This window comes from Paraburkholderia sp. LEh10, from assembly GCF_017814945.1.
Classification (GTDB): domain Bacteria; phylum Pseudomonadota; class Gammaproteobacteria; order Burkholderiales; family Burkholderiaceae; genus Paraburkholderia.
On sequence record NZ_JAGIPX010000048.1, the window covers coordinates 14,123 to 27,258 of the forward strand.

The 13,136-nt window shown below is 59.8% G+C and carries 18 protein-coding genes; all 18 read left to right on the forward strand.

From position 1 onward, the window contains the following. The first annotated feature begins 212 nt into the window (after nt 1-212). Nucleotides 213-2,060, forward strand: coding sequence for a DNA helicase RecQ (gene recQ / locus J8I87_RS30805; RefSeq protein WP_209935955.1), 1,848 nt, complete (start codon nt 213-215; stop codon nt 2,058-2,060). 215 nt (nt 2,061-2,275) lie between these two features. Next, a complete protein-coding gene (gene rpsL, locus J8I87_RS30810; protein WP_006053290.1) occupies nt 2,276-2,656 on the forward strand; it encodes a 30S ribosomal protein S12 in 381 nt (126 codons plus the stop codon). A gap of 184 nt (nt 2,657-2,840) precedes the next feature. Beyond that, the gene (gene rpsG / locus J8I87_RS30815) at nt 2,841-3,311 is read left to right on the forward strand and encodes a 30S ribosomal protein S7 (protein WP_006053291.1); all 471 of its coding nucleotides are present in this window, start codon (nt 2,841-2,843) and stop codon (nt 3,309-3,311) included. 126 nt (nt 3,312-3,437) lie between these two features. Next, the gene (gene fusA / locus J8I87_RS30820) at nt 3,438-5,540 is read left to right on the forward strand and encodes an elongation factor G (protein WP_209935956.1); all 2,103 of its coding nucleotides are present in this window, start codon (nt 3,438-3,440) and stop codon (nt 5,538-5,540) included. Nucleotides 5,541-5,587: 47 nt separating this feature from the next. Continuing rightward, on the forward strand, nt 5,588-6,778 hold the full coding sequence (gene tuf / locus J8I87_RS30825; RefSeq protein WP_012402197.1) for an elongation factor Tu: 1,191 nt from the start codon (nt 5,588-5,590) through the stop codon (nt 6,776-6,778). Nucleotides 6,779-6,908: 130 nt separating this feature from the next. Next, nucleotides 6,909-7,220 carry a 30S ribosomal protein S10 gene (gene rpsJ, locus J8I87_RS30830; RefSeq protein WP_006998489.1) on the forward strand — a complete coding sequence of 104 codons (312 nt, stop codon included), beginning with the start codon at nt 6,909-6,911 and terminating at the stop codon, nt 7,218-7,220. A 187-nt stretch (nt 7,221-7,407) separates the two neighbouring features. Continuing rightward, the gene (gene rplC / locus J8I87_RS30835) at nt 7,408-8,067 is read left to right on the forward strand and encodes a 50S ribosomal protein L3 (RefSeq protein WP_209935989.1); all 660 of its coding nucleotides are present in this window, start codon (nt 7,408-7,410) and stop codon (nt 8,065-8,067) included. Further along, nucleotides 8,067-8,687 (forward strand): 50S ribosomal protein L4, encoded by a 621-nt coding sequence (gene rplD, locus J8I87_RS30840; RefSeq protein ID WP_087736410.1) that lies wholly within the window; start codon nt 8,067-8,069, stop codon nt 8,685-8,687. Before rplC ends, rplD begins: the two co-directional genes overlap by 1 nt. Beyond that, nucleotides 8,684-8,998, forward strand: a complete 315-nt coding sequence (rplW, locus tag J8I87_RS30845) for a 50S ribosomal protein L23 (protein WP_054929165.1) — start codon at nt 8,684-8,686, stop codon at nt 8,996-8,998. Before rplD ends, rplW begins: the two co-directional genes overlap by 4 nt. 2 nt (nt 8,999-9,000) lie before the next feature. Next, nucleotides 9,001-9,828 carry a 50S ribosomal protein L2 gene (rplB, locus tag J8I87_RS30850; protein ID WP_028367649.1) on the forward strand — a complete coding sequence of 276 codons (828 nt, stop codon included), beginning with the start codon at nt 9,001-9,003 and terminating at the stop codon, nt 9,826-9,828. A gap of 10 nt (nt 9,829-9,838) precedes the next feature. Further along, the gene (gene rpsS, locus J8I87_RS30855; protein ID WP_006998484.1) at nt 9,839-10,114 is read left to right on the forward strand and encodes a 30S ribosomal protein S19; all 276 of its coding nucleotides are present in this window, start codon (nt 9,839-9,841) and stop codon (nt 10,112-10,114) included. Between the two features lie 12 nt (nt 10,115-10,126). After that, nucleotides 10,127-10,456: a 50S ribosomal protein L22 gene (gene rplV, locus J8I87_RS30860; RefSeq protein WP_004199272.1), complete on the forward strand. Its 330-nt coding sequence runs from the start codon at nt 10,127-10,129 to the stop codon at nt 10,454-10,456. A gap of 11 nt (nt 10,457-10,467) precedes the next feature. Continuing rightward, a complete protein-coding gene (gene rpsC, locus J8I87_RS30865; RefSeq protein ID WP_012402193.1) occupies nt 10,468-11,262 on the forward strand; it encodes a 30S ribosomal protein S3 in 795 nt (264 codons plus the stop codon). A 2-nt stretch (nt 11,263-11,264) separates the two neighbouring features. Next, nucleotides 11,265-11,681 (forward strand): 50S ribosomal protein L16, encoded by a 417-nt coding sequence (gene rplP / locus J8I87_RS30870; RefSeq protein ID WP_012402192.1) that lies wholly within the window; start codon nt 11,265-11,267, stop codon nt 11,679-11,681. 10 nt (nt 11,682-11,691) lie between these two features. Beyond that, on the forward strand, nt 11,692-11,886 hold the full coding sequence (rpmC, locus tag J8I87_RS30875; RefSeq protein ID WP_075159014.1) for a 50S ribosomal protein L29: 195 nt from the start codon (nt 11,692-11,694) through the stop codon (nt 11,884-11,886). After that, nucleotides 11,883-12,155 (forward strand): 30S ribosomal protein S17, encoded by a 273-nt coding sequence (rpsQ, locus tag J8I87_RS30880; protein WP_054918505.1) that lies wholly within the window; start codon nt 11,883-11,885, stop codon nt 12,153-12,155. Before rpmC ends, rpsQ begins: the two co-directional genes overlap by 4 nt. Nucleotides 12,156-12,447: 292 nt before the next feature. Next, a complete protein-coding gene (gene rplN, locus J8I87_RS30885; RefSeq protein WP_012402188.1) occupies nt 12,448-12,816 on the forward strand; it encodes a 50S ribosomal protein L14 in 369 nt (122 codons plus the stop codon). A gap of 9 nt (nt 12,817-12,825) precedes the next feature. Then, nucleotides 12,826-13,134, forward strand: coding sequence for a 50S ribosomal protein L24 (rplX, locus tag J8I87_RS30890; RefSeq protein WP_209935957.1), 309 nt, complete (start codon nt 12,826-12,828; stop codon nt 13,132-13,134). Nucleotides 13,135-13,136: the final 2 nt, after the last annotated feature.

Below are 13,136 nucleotides of genomic sequence, written 5' to 3' on the forward strand. Positions count from 1 at the left end.
GGGCTTGGCGGCGCAAGCTGCCATGTCAGGCAAACCTCTTTGCCAAAACCGCCCGGCTTCGACCGGGCGGTTTTTTTCGTCTGTCACTTGCGCGTTTTGCCTAGGTCATCTGGACTCTGCCGGATAGCGAATGCGTCGACAAAGCCCCGGCGAAACGCGGTTGCGTTGGTAAAATTCCGGTCACCCGCTCTGCGCTCTTCTTTCTTTTCTTCATGTCCCGTCCGCTCCAGATCCTCAACGAAGTTTTCGGTTATCCCGCGTTCCGAGGGCAGCAGGGCGAAATCGTCGAACATGTTTCGGCAGGAGGCGATTGCCTCGTGCTGATGCCGACGGGCGGCGGCAAGTCGCTGTGTTATCAGATTCCGTCGCTGGTGCGGCGTGAAGCGGGATTGGGCGCGGGTATCGTCGTGTCGCCGCTGATCGCGCTGATGCAGGATCAGGTTGCGGCGCTCACCGAAGTCGGCGTGCGCGCGGCATATCTGAATTCGACGCTGTCGGGCGCCGATGCCGCCGCCACGGAGCGCGCGCTGCGTGAAGGCGAGATCGATCTGCTGTACGTCGCGCCCGAGCGGTTGATGACCCCGCGCTTTCTGGACTTGCTCGAGCGCACGCGCATCGGCCTGTTCGCCATCGACGAAGCGCATTGCGTGTCGCAATGGGGGCACGATTTCCGCCCTGAATACATCCAGCTCTCGGTGCTTCACGAGCGGTTTCCTTCCGTGCCCCGCATCGCGCTGACGGCCACGGCCGACGCCATCACGCGCGACGAAATCATCCATCGACTCGCGCTCGACGATGCGCGCGTTTTCGTATCGAGCTTCGACAGGCCGAACATCCGCTACCGGATAGTCGAGAAGGACAATGCGCGCGCACAGTTACTCGATTTCGTCCGTGCGGAACACACACGTCCGGACGGCACGACGGATGCCGGTGTTGTCTACTGCCTGTCGCGTCGGAAGGTGGAGGAAACGGCCGAATGGCTGAAGGGGCAGGGCCTGCGCGCGCTGCCTTATCACGCGGGCATGGACTTCGATGTCCGGCAGCAGCATCAGGAGATCTTCCAGCGCGAGGAAGGCATCGTGATGTGCGCGACGATTGCGTTCGGCATGGGCATCGACAAGCCTGATGTGCGCTTCGTCGCCCACCTGGATTTGCCGAAGAGCGTCGAAGGCTACTACCAGGAAACGGGCCGCGCGGGCCGTGACGGATTGCCGGCGAACGCATGGATGGCTTACGGGCTAGGCGACGTCGTGCAGCAGCGCAAGATGATCGACGAGTCCGAAGCTGACGACGCTCACAAACGCGTGCAAACGGGCAAACTCGACGCGTTGCTTGGGCTATGCGAAACCGCGTCGTGTCGACGGGTGCGCCTGCTTGCGTACTTCGGCGAGGAGGGCAAGCCTTGCGGCAACTGCGATACATGTCTGGATCCTCCGGCGTCGTGGGACGCGACGCGCGAATCGCAGATGGCACTGTCGTGTGTGTTCCGGGTCCAGCGTGCAAGCGGCTTCAATTTCGGAGCCGGGCATCTGATTGATATTTTGCGCGGCAATCGCAACGAGAAAATTCTGCAGCGCGGTCACGAAAAGCTGACCACCTTTGGAATCGGTGCTGAATTGTCCGAACACGAGTGGCGCGCTGTGTTTCGTCAACTCGTGGCATTCGGATTTCTCACCGTCGATCACGAGGGTTTCGGCGCGCTGGTTCTGACTGAGGCGAGCAAGCCCGTGCTGAAGGGCGAGCAGAAAGTGATCATGCGCCGCTACGTGAAGCCGGTGCGCACGCGCCAGTCGTCGGGACGGACGAGCGAGCGCGCCGATCCTACGGCGGGCATGAATGCTCGCGAACGCGCCCGCTGGGACAGGCTGCGCGCATGGCGGACCGAAACCGCCAAGAGCGATGGCGTGCCCGCTTATGTCATCTTTCACGACGCGACTCTGGCGGAAATCGCGCGCAATTGTCCCGAGTCGATCGAGGACTTGCGTCACATCCCGGGTATGGGTGCTCGTAAGCTCGACCGTTTCGGCGACGAATTGCTCGAAGTCGTCGCCGCTGACTGATTAAGCTCCGGCTCCCCGCGAAATCCTCTTGGACCGACGCAAGCTATTGACTCGTTTGGGATTTTCGGAATATGATGCTAGGTTCCGGATTTTGGCAGGATTGCGTCTGGCGCACGCTGGCCGCTCGTCCTCCAATACCGGGAGTCAGAAGCGTGTTCGTTTTTGCTTTGCCCAAGAACGAACGCGTCGATTTTGTTCAATTTCAGGAATAAACAATGCCAACCATCAATCAACTGGTTCGCAAAGGCCGCACGTCGGAAACGACGAAAAGCAAGAGCCCGGCCCTGCAGGACTGCCCCCAGCGTCGCGGCGTGTGCACGCGTGTGTACACCACGACGCCGAAGAAGCCGAACTCGGCACTCCGTAAGGTTGCCAAGGTTCGTCTGACGAACGGCTTCGAAGTGATTTCGTATATCGGTGGTGAAGGCCACAACCTGCAGGAACACTCGGTCGTGCTGATCCGCGGCGGCCGTGTGAAGGACTTGCCGGGTGTGCGTTACCACATGGTTCGTGGCTCGCTGGATACCCAGGGCGTCAAGGATCGTAAGCAGGCTCGCTCGAAGTACGGTGCGAAGCGCGCCAAGGCTGGCAAGTAATCAGCCGGTCAGCAGTAACAGGTCGCTCGCAAGAGCGGTTTTAGCGGTGGTGCCGGATAGCCGGTGCTGTCGAGTAAGTGGTCACCCGACCAGGCTGGTAAGTCGTAATGGATGAATCGGGTTAGTTGGTGGCCGCGGGGTGGTGAACAAGCACTGCTCCAACTGAAAAGGTAAAGGAAGAAACATGCCGCGTCGTCGCGAAGTCCCCAAGCGGGAAGTGTTGCCGGATCCGAAGTTCGGTAACGTTGATGTAGCAAAATTCATGAACGTGCTGATGCTCTCCGGCAAGAAGTCGGTTGCCGAGCGCATCGTGTACGGCGCTTTCGAACAGATCCAGACCAAGGGTGGCAAGGACCCGCTGGAAGTGTTCACGGTAGCGCTCAACAACGTCAAGCCGGTGGTCGAAGTGAAGAGCCGCCGCGTTGGTGGTGCGAACTATCAGGTTCCGGTCGAAGTGCGTCCGTCGCGTCGTATGGCATTGGCGATGCGTTGGCTGCGTGAAGCCGCGAAGAAGCGCAGCGAGAAGTCGATGGCTCTGCGTCTGGCTGGTGAACTTTCGGAAGCGGCTGAAGGCCGCGGTGGCGCAATGAAGAAGCGCGACGAAGTTCACCGGATGGCGGAAGCCAACAAGGCGTTCTCGCATTTCCGTTTCTAAGCACCCATCCCGGGCTGGCAGTAAAGCGGAAAGAATTCCGGGCGGGTGCGCTTACAAAGCGCCTCGCCCGTTTGTGTTAGGGCGCGATGGGCAGGTTCCATCGTGTCATCCCAATAGAGGATCAAAGTGGCTCGCAAGACTCCTATCGAGCGCTACCGCAACATCGGTATTAGCGCTCACATCGACGCCGGCAAGACGACGACGACCGAGCGCATCCTGTTCTATACCGGCGTGAACCACAAGATCGGTGAAGTGCACGACGGCGCCGCCACCATGGACTGGATGGAGCAGGAACAGGAACGTGGTATCACGATCACGTCCGCTGCCACCACGGCGTTCTGGAAGGGCATGGCAGGCGACCGCGCAGAACACCGTATCAACATCATCGACACCCCGGGCCACGTCGACTTCACGATTGAAGTCGAGCGCTCGATGCGCGTGCTCGACGGCGCGTGCATGGTCTACTGCGCAGTGGGCGGCGTGCAGCCGCAGTCGGAAACGGTGTGGCGCCAGGCGAACAAGTACAAGGTTCCCCGTCTCGCGTTCATCAACAAGATGGACCGTACCGGCGCGAACTTCTTCAAGGTCTACGACCAGCTCAAGCTGCGTCTGAAGGCGAACCCGGTTCCCGTCGTCGTGCCGATCGGCGCGGAAGAGAACTTCACGGGCGTCGTCGATCTGATGAAGATGAAGGCGATCATTTGGGACGAAGCGTCCCAGGGCACCAAGTTCTCGTACGAAGACATCCCGGCTGAACTGGTCGATTCGTGCAACGAATGGCGCGAAAAGATGATCGAAGCCGCGGCTGAGTCGAGCGAAGAGTTGATGAACAAGTACCTCGAAGACGGCGAGCTGTCGGAGGCGGAAATCATCAAGGGTCTGCGCGACCGTACGATCGCTTGCGAAATCCAGCCGATGCTGTGCGGCACCGCGTTCAAGAACAAGGGCGTGCAACGCATGCTGGACGCCGTTCTGGACTTCCTGCCGTCGCCCGTGGACATCCCGCCGGTTACCGGCGAGCTGGAAAACGGTGAAAAGGCAGAGCGCCGCGCAGCTGACGACGAAAAGTTCTCGGCACTCGCGTTCAAGATCATGACGGACCCGTTCGTTGGTCAGCTGATCTTCTTCCGTGTGTATTCGGGCGTCGTCAATTCGGGCGACACGGTGCTGAACGCGACCAAGGACAAGAAGGAACGTCTCGGCCGTATTCTGCAGATGCACGCGAACCAGCGCGAAGAAATCAAGGAAGTGCGCGCGGGCGATATCGCTGCAGCCGTTGGCCTGAAGGAAGCGACCACGGGCGACACGCTGTGCGATCCGCAGAACCCGATCGTGCTCGAACGCATGATTTTCCCGGAGCCGGTGATTTCGCAGGCTGTCGAGCCGAAGACCAAGGCTGACCAGGAAAAGATGGGCCTGGCGCTGAACCGTCTGGCACAGGAAGACCCGTCGTTCCGCGTTCAAACGGACGAAGAGTCGGGCCAAACCATTATTTCGGGCATGGGCGAGCTCCACCTCGAAATTCTGGTCGACCGTATGAAGCGTGAATTCGGCGTGGAAGCGACGGTCGGCAAGCCGCAGGTCGCTTACCGCGAAACGATCCGCGCTACGGCTGCGGACGTCGACGGCAAGTTCGTCAAGCAGTCGGGTGGTCGGGGCCAGTACGGTCACGCGGTCATCACGCTCGAGCCGAACGAACAAGGCAAGGGCTACGAGTTCCTGGACGAGATCAAGGGTGGTGTGATTCCGCGTGAATACATCCCGGCGGTCGACAAGGGTATCCAGGAAACGCTGAAGGCCGGCGTGCTGGCTGGCTTCCCGGTCGTCGACGTCAAGGTTCACCTGACGTTCGGTTCGTACCACGACGTTGACTCGAACGAAAATGCGTTCCGCATGGCTGGTTCGATGGCGTTCAAGGAAGCAATGCGCAAGGCGAGCCCGGTGATCCTCGAGCCGATGATGGCCGTGGAAGTCGAAACGCCTGAAGACTACATGGGCAACGTGATGGGCGACCTGTCGGGCCGTCGCGGTATCGTCCAGGGCATGGAAGACATGGTGGGCGGTGGCAAGATCGTTCGCGCTGAAGTGCCGCTGTCGGAGATGTTTGGCTACTCGACGTCGCTGCGCTCGCTGACGCAGGGCCGCGCAACGTACACGATGGAGTTCAAGCACTACGCAGAAGCTCCGCGTAACGTGTCGGAAGCGATCATCAACGCGAAGTCGAAGTAAGACCTCGCACAGTCATTCATCGAACAATTTTTTGAAAGAAGAGAACCATGGCTAAAGGTAAATTCGAACGGACCAAGCCGCACGTGAACGTGGGCACGATCGGTCACGTTGACCACGGCAAGACCACGCTGACGGCAGCAATCACGACGGTGCTGACCGCAAAGTTCGGCGGTGAGGCAAAGGCGTACGACCAGATCGACGCGGCGCCGGAAGAAAAGGCGCGCGGCATCACGATCAACACGGCGCACGTCGAGTACGAGACGGCTAACCGTCACTACGCGCACGTCGACTGCCCGGGCCACGCTGACTACGTGAAGAACATGATCACGGGCGCAGCGCAGATGGACGGCGCAATCCTGGTGTGCTCGGCCGCTGACGGCCCGATGCCGCAAACGCGTGAGCACATCCTGCTGGCGCGTCAGGTCGGTGTGCCGTACATCATCGTGTTCCTGAACAAGTGCGACATGGTCGACGACGCGGAGCTGCTCGAGCTGGTCGAAATGGAAGTGCGCGAGCTGCTGTCGAAGTACGACTTCCCGGGCGACGACACGCCGATCATCAAGGGCTCGGCGAAGCTGGCGCTCGAAGGCGACAAGGGCGAGCTGGGCGAAGTGGCGATCATGAACCTGGCCGACGCGCTGGATACGTACATCCCGACGCCGGAGCGCGCGGTTGACGGTGCATTCCTGATGCCGGTGGAAGACGTGTTCTCGATCTCGGGTCGTGGCACGGTGGTGACGGGCCGCGTCGAGCGCGGTGTCATCAAGGTCGGCGAGGAAATCGAAATCGTCGGTATCAAGCCGACGGTGAAGACGACCTGCACGGGCGTGGAAATGTTCCGCAAGCTGCTCGACCAGGGTCAGGCAGGCGACAACGTCGGTATCCTGCTGCGCGGCACGAAGCGTGAAGACGTGGAGCGCGGCCAGGTGCTGGCCAAGCCGGGTTCGATCACGCCGCACACGCACTTCACGGCTGAAGTGTACGTGCTGAGCAAGGACGAAGGCGGCCGTCATACGCCGTTCTTCAACAACTACCGTCCGCAGTTCTACTTCCGCACGACGGACGTGACGGGCTCGATCGAGCTGCCGAAGGACAAGGAAATGGTGATGCCGGGCGACAACGTGTCGATCACGGTCAAGCTGATCGCGCCGATCGCCATGGAAGAAGGTCTGCGCTTCGCAATCCGCGAAGGTGGCCGTACCGTCGGCGCAGGTGTCGTTGCCAAGATCATCGAGTAAAATCGAGGATTGCTGTAACAGCAGTATGCAGTGCCCGGGTCCGGGCACTCGCTCTCGGCGGGCGTCCGGACCTACGTTCTTTTACTAGTCGGCGGTGCAATACCGCCTCGCTCTTTCCAAGGAATTCGTCATGCAGAACCAGAAAATCCGCATTCGTCTGAAGGCTTTCGACTATCGTCTGATTGATCAATCGGCAGCTGAAATCGTCGACACGGCAAAGCGGACTGGCGCAATCGTTCGTGGTCCGGTGCCCCTGCCGACCCGTATTCAGCGTTTCGACATCCTGCGTTCGCCGCACGTCAACAAGACGTCGCGCGATCAGCTCGAAATCCGTACGCACCAACGCCTGATGGACATCGTCGATCCGACGGACAAGACCGTCGACGCACTGATGAAGCTGGATCTGCCGGCTGGCGTGGACGTCGAAATCAAGCTGCAGTAAAGGTTTTGAGAGGCATCCAAACTATCGGATGCCGCTAAGTCTTTGATTGCTTGCGGAAAACGAAAAGCCTCGCTATAATGCTAGGCTTTTCGCGCATTTGCGTAAAAAAGCCGCTGTGCTTCGCCTTGAAGTGCGCGGCATTTTGTAAATTAGCCCCGACCAATCGCAGTCGGGAATGGAGAAAACGATGAGCCTTGGACTCGTAGGTCGCAAGGTTGGCATGACCCGTATCTTCACGGCTGAAGGGGATTCGATTCCCGTCACCGTGCTGGACGTGTCCGACAACCGCGTGACGCAGATCAAGACGGTTGAAACCGACGGCTACACGGCCGTTCAGGTTGCCTTCGGTACGCGCCGTGCATCGCGCGTGACGAAGCCGCTGGCAGGTCATCTCGCCAAAGCCGGTGTTCAAGCCGGTGAAATCCTCAAGGAATTCCAAATCGACGCCGCCAAGGCAGCCGAGTTGTCGAACGGCGCCGTGATCGGTGTGGATCTCTTCGAAGTGGGCCAGAAGGTCGACGTGCAAGGCACCTCGATCGGTAAGGGCTACGCCGGAACCATCAAGCGTTATAACTTCGGCTCGGGCCGTGCATCGCACGGTAACTCGCGTTCGCACAACGTGCCGGGCTCGATCGGTATGGCGCAGGATCCGGGTCGTGTTTTCCCGGGTAAGCGCATGACGGGTCACATGGGTGACGAGACGGTCACCGTGCAAAACCTCGAGATCGCGCGTATCGACGCAGACCGTAAGCTGCTGCTGGTCAAGGGTGCTGTTCCGGGTGCGAAGGGCGGCAAGGTTTTCGTGACGCCGGCTGTCAAGACGCGTGCCGTGAAAGGAGCGAAATAATGGAACTTAAGCTCCTGAACGCCAATGGTCAGGAAGGCGCGGCAGTCAGCGCGTCGGACGTCGTGTTCGGCCGTGACTACAACGAAGCCCTGATTCACCAGATCGTCGTCGCATACCAGGCGAACGCACGTAGCGGCAACCGCGCTCAGAAGGATCGCGAGCAGGTCAAGCACACCACGAAGAAGCCGTGGCGCCAGAAAGGTACGGGCCGTGCTCGTGCCGGTATGTCGTCGAGCCCGCTGTGGCGTGGCGGTGGTCGCATCTTCCCGAATTCGCCGGAAGAAAATTTCTCGCACAAGGTCAACAAGAAGATGCATCGCGCAGGTCTCTGCTCGATCTTCTCGCAGCTGGCCCGTGAAGGCCGTATCGCGGTTGTCGACGAGCTGACGCTCGAGGCGCCGAAGACGAAGCTGCTGGCCGAAAAGTTCAAGGCAATGGGTCTCGATTCCGTGCTGGTCATCACCGACACGGTTGACGAAAACCTGTACCTCGCGTCGCGCAATCTGGCCCACGTGGCCGTTGTCGAGCCGCGTTACGCCGACCCGCTGTCGCTGATCTACTTCAAGAAAGTGCTGATCACGAAGGCTGCGGTCGCCCAGATCGAGGAGTTGCTGTCATGAGCGAAGTTCGCAAAAACGATCATCGTTTGATGCAAGTTCTGCTCGCGCCGGTGATCTCCGAAAAGGCGACGCTGGTGGCTGACAAGAACGAGCAAGTCGTGTTCGAAGTTGCGCCGGACGCTACGAAGCAGGAAGTGAAGGCTGCTGTCGAGCTGCTGTTCAAGGTGGAAGTCGATTCCGTCAACGTGCTGGTCCAAAAGGGCAAAGCCAAGCGCTTTGGCCGCTTCATGGGCAAGCGCAAGGACGTGAAGAAGGCGTACGTCTGCCTGAAGCCCGGCCAGGAAATCAACTTCGAAGCGGAGGCCAAGTAATCATGGCAATCGTGAAAGTTAAGCCGACTTCGCCGGGTCGCCGCGCGATGGTCAAGGTGGTCAACAAGGATCTGCACAAGGGCAAGCCGTACGCACCGCTGCTCGACACGCAGAGCTCGACCGCCGGCCGTAACAACAACGGTCACATCACCACCCGTCACAAGGGCGGTGGTCACAAGCAGCACTATCGTATCGTCGACTTCCGTCGCACGAAGGATGGCATTCCGGCAAAGGTTGAACGCCTGGAATACGATCCGAACCGTAGCGCGAACATCGCGCTGGTCGTGTACGCAGATGGCGAGCGCCGGTACATCATCGCTCCGAAGGGCGTGACGGTTGGTCAGCAACTGATGTCGGGTTCGGAAGCTCCGATCCGCGCAGGCAACACGCTGCCGATCCGCAACATCCCCGTCGGTACGACGATTCATTGCATTGAAATGCTGCCGGGCAAGGGCGCGCAAATGGCGCGTTCGGCTGGCACGTCGGCGATGCTGCTGGCTCGTGAAGGCACGTACGCACAGGTTCGTTTGCGTTCGGGCGAAATCCGCCGCGTTCACATCGAATGCCGCGCGACCATCGGTGAAGTGGGCAACGAAGAGCACAGCCTCCGTCAAATCGGTAAGGCTGGCGCGAACCGCTGGCGCGGTATCCGCCCGACGGTGCGTGGTGTTGCAATGAACCCGGTCGATCACCCGCACGGTGGTGGTGAAGGCAAGACGGCTGCAGGTCGCGATCCGGTGAGCCCGTGGGGTACGCCGACGAAGGGCTATCGCACTCGTAGCAACAAGCGCACGACGAGCATGATCGTCCAGCGCCGTCACAAGCGTTAAGGAGTAGGCAATGGCACGTTCTATTAAAAAAGGTCCGTTCTGCGACGCCCATTTGCTGAAGAAAGTTGAGGCGGCTGCAGCATCGCGCGACAAGAAGCCGATCAAGACCTGGTCGCGTCGCTCGACGATCCTGCCGGACTTCATCGGTCTGACGATCGCTGTTCACAACGGCCGTCAACACGTTCCGGTGTATGTCACGGAAAACATGGTCGGCCACAAGCTTGGCGAGTTCGCACTGACCCGTACGTTCAAGGGTCACGCGGCCGACAAGAAGGCCAAGAAATAAGGGGCAATCAAGATGGAAGTGAAAGCAATTCATCGCGGTGCCCGCATCTCGGCGCAGAAGACGCGCCTTGTGGCTGACCAGATCCGCGGTTTGCCGGTCGACAAGGCGCTGAACGTTCTGACGTTCTCGCCGAAGAAAGCGGCTGGCATCGTGAAGAAGGTCGTGCTGTCGGCGATCGCGAATGCGGAGCACAACGAGGGCGCCGATATCGACGAGCTCAAGATCAAGAGCATCTACGTCGACAAGGCGGCATCGCTCAAGCGTTTCACCGCGCGCGCCAAGGGCCGCGGTAACCGCATTGAGAAGCAATCCTGTCACATCACTGTGACGGTCGGGAATTAAGGGGTCATACGATGGGACAGAAAATTCATCCGACTGGCTTCCGTTTGGCCGTCAGCCGCAATTGGGCGTCGCGTTGGTACGCGAACAACAACAATTTCGCGGCGATGTTGCAGGAAGACATCGGTGTTCGTGAATACCTGAAGAAGAAGCTGAAGAACGCGTCCGTCGGCCGCGTCGTGATCGAGCGTCCTGCAAAGAACGCGCGCATCACGATTTTCAGCTCGCGTCCGGGTGTCGTGATCGGCAAGAAGGGTGAAGACATCGAACTGCTGAAGTCCGAGCTGCAAAAGCGTATGGGCGTTCCGGTTCACGTCAACATCGAAGAAATCCGCAAGCCGGAAACCGATGCGCAACTGATCGCCGATTCGATCACGCAACAGCTCGAGCGCCGGATCATGTTCCGCCGCGCGATGAAGCGTGCGATGCAAAACGCGATGCGTCTGGGTGCTCAAGGCATCAAGATCATGAGCGCGGGCCGTCTGAACGGTATCGAAATTGCTCGTACCGAGTGGTATCGCGAAGGCCGCGTGCCTCTGCACACGCTGCGTGCGGACATCGACTACGCAACCTCGGAAGCGAAGACGACGTACGGCATCATCGGCGTGAAGGTGTGGGTCTACAAGGGCGACACGCTCGGCCGCAACGACGCTCCGGTGGTTGAAGAAGTCGCCGAAGAAAAGCGTCCGCGCCGCAACGCACGTCCGGGTGACCGCCGCCCGCGTCGCGATGGTGAAGGTGCACCGGCAGGTGCTCGCCGTGGCGCCCCGCGTCGTGGCGGTGCCGGCGACGGTAAGACTGGAGAATAACGATGCTGCAACCGAAACGCAGGAAGTATCGCAAAGAGCAGAAAGGTCGTAACACTGGTGTGGCAACGCGTGGTAACGCGGTGTCGTTCGGTGAATACGGTCTGAAGGCTATCGGTCGCGGCCGCCTGACCGCGCGTCAGATTGAAGCAGCGCGTCGTGCAATGACGCGTCACATCAAGCGCGGCGGCCGCATCTGGATTCGCATTTTCCCGGACAAGCCGATCTCGCAAAAGCCGGCTGAAGTGCGTATGGGTAACGGTAAGGGTAACCCTGAGTACTACGTCGCCGAGATTCAACCGGGCAAGATGCTGTACGAAATGGACGGTGTGTCCGAAGAACTGGCACGTGAAGCGTTCCGTCTGGCTGCAGCCAAGCTGCCGCTGAAGACGACGTTCATGGTTCGTCAGCTCGGCGCCTAAGGAGTGAATGATGAAGGCATCCGAACTTCACCAGAAAGATAAGGCCGCGCTCAACAAGGAGCTGTCGGACCTGTTGAAGGCGCAATTCGGCCTGCGCATGCAACTCGCGACCCAGCAGCTCACGAACACGAGCCAGCTGAAGAAGGTCCGTCGCGACATCGCACGTGTGCGGACCGTCCTGACTGAGAAGGCGAACCAGAAATGAACGATAGCGTAAAAACCTCGCTCAAGCGGACGCTGGTCGGCAAGGTCGTCAGCAACAAGATGGACAAGACGGTTACCGTGCTGGTCGAGCACCGCGTGAAGCACCCGATCTACGGCAAGTACGTCGTACGCTCGAAGAAGTACCACGCTCACGACGAAGCGAACACCTATAACGAGGGCGACCTCGTTGAAATCCAGGAAACTCGTCCGGTGTCGAAGACGAAGGCCTGGACGGTGTCCCGTCTGGTCGAAGCTGCTCGCATCATCTAAGGCAGCTGGGCAACAGAAGTAGTTGAAATCGCAGTAGATTTCGCTTGCAAGACCGGGATTATTTGTTATAATCTCGGTCTTCCCTCTTTGTGGGAGCCCCATCGCGGGCGAAGTTGTAGGTGGGGGAAGCGATATGGGCGCCAGTCCATGTCGGCAGAATCACCGGATTGCGATGGCGGGTTTCGTTTGCCGTCGCTGCTGTTCTAACCCAAGCAGCCGATTGGCTGACGGGACCAAGACTGACCGAGTGTGCCATGGTGGTGCAATCGGATTAAGTTGGGAAAGATAAACCATGATCCAGACCGAAACTCGGCTCGAAGTGGCCGACAACACGGGTGCGCGTGAAGTCATGTGCATCAAGGTGCTCGGCGGCTCGAAGCGTCGTTATGCCAACATCGGCGACATCATCAAGGTGAGCGTCAAAGAGGCAACGCCGCGCGGGCGCGTGAAGAAAGGCGAAATTTACAACGCTGTGGTGGTCCGCACTGCCAAGGGCGTTCGCCGTCAAGACGGCTCGCTGATCAAGTTCGACGGCAACGCCGCCGTGCTTTTGAATACCAAGCTCGAGCCTATCGGCACCCGCATCTTCGGGCCGGTCACGCGTGAGCTGCGTAGCGAACGCTTCATGAAGATCGTTTCGCTCGCGCCGGAAGTGCTGTAAGGAGCCGAGATGAACAAGATTCGCAAGGGTGACGAAGTCGTCGTCATCACCGGCAAAGACAAGGGCAAGCGCGGCGTCGTGCTGGCCGTTGGCGACGACCGTGTGACCGTCGAGGGCTTGAATATCGCCAAGAAGCATGTGAAGCCGAACCCGATGAAGGGTACGACGGGCGGCGTGGAAGCGAAGGCGATGCCGTTGCATATTTCGAACGTCGCGCTGGTCGACGCGAATGGCAAGCCGTCGCGTGTCGGCATCAAGGTCGAGGGGGACAAGAAAGTCCGTTTCCTGAAGACGACCGGTGCTGTGCTGAGCGCCTGACG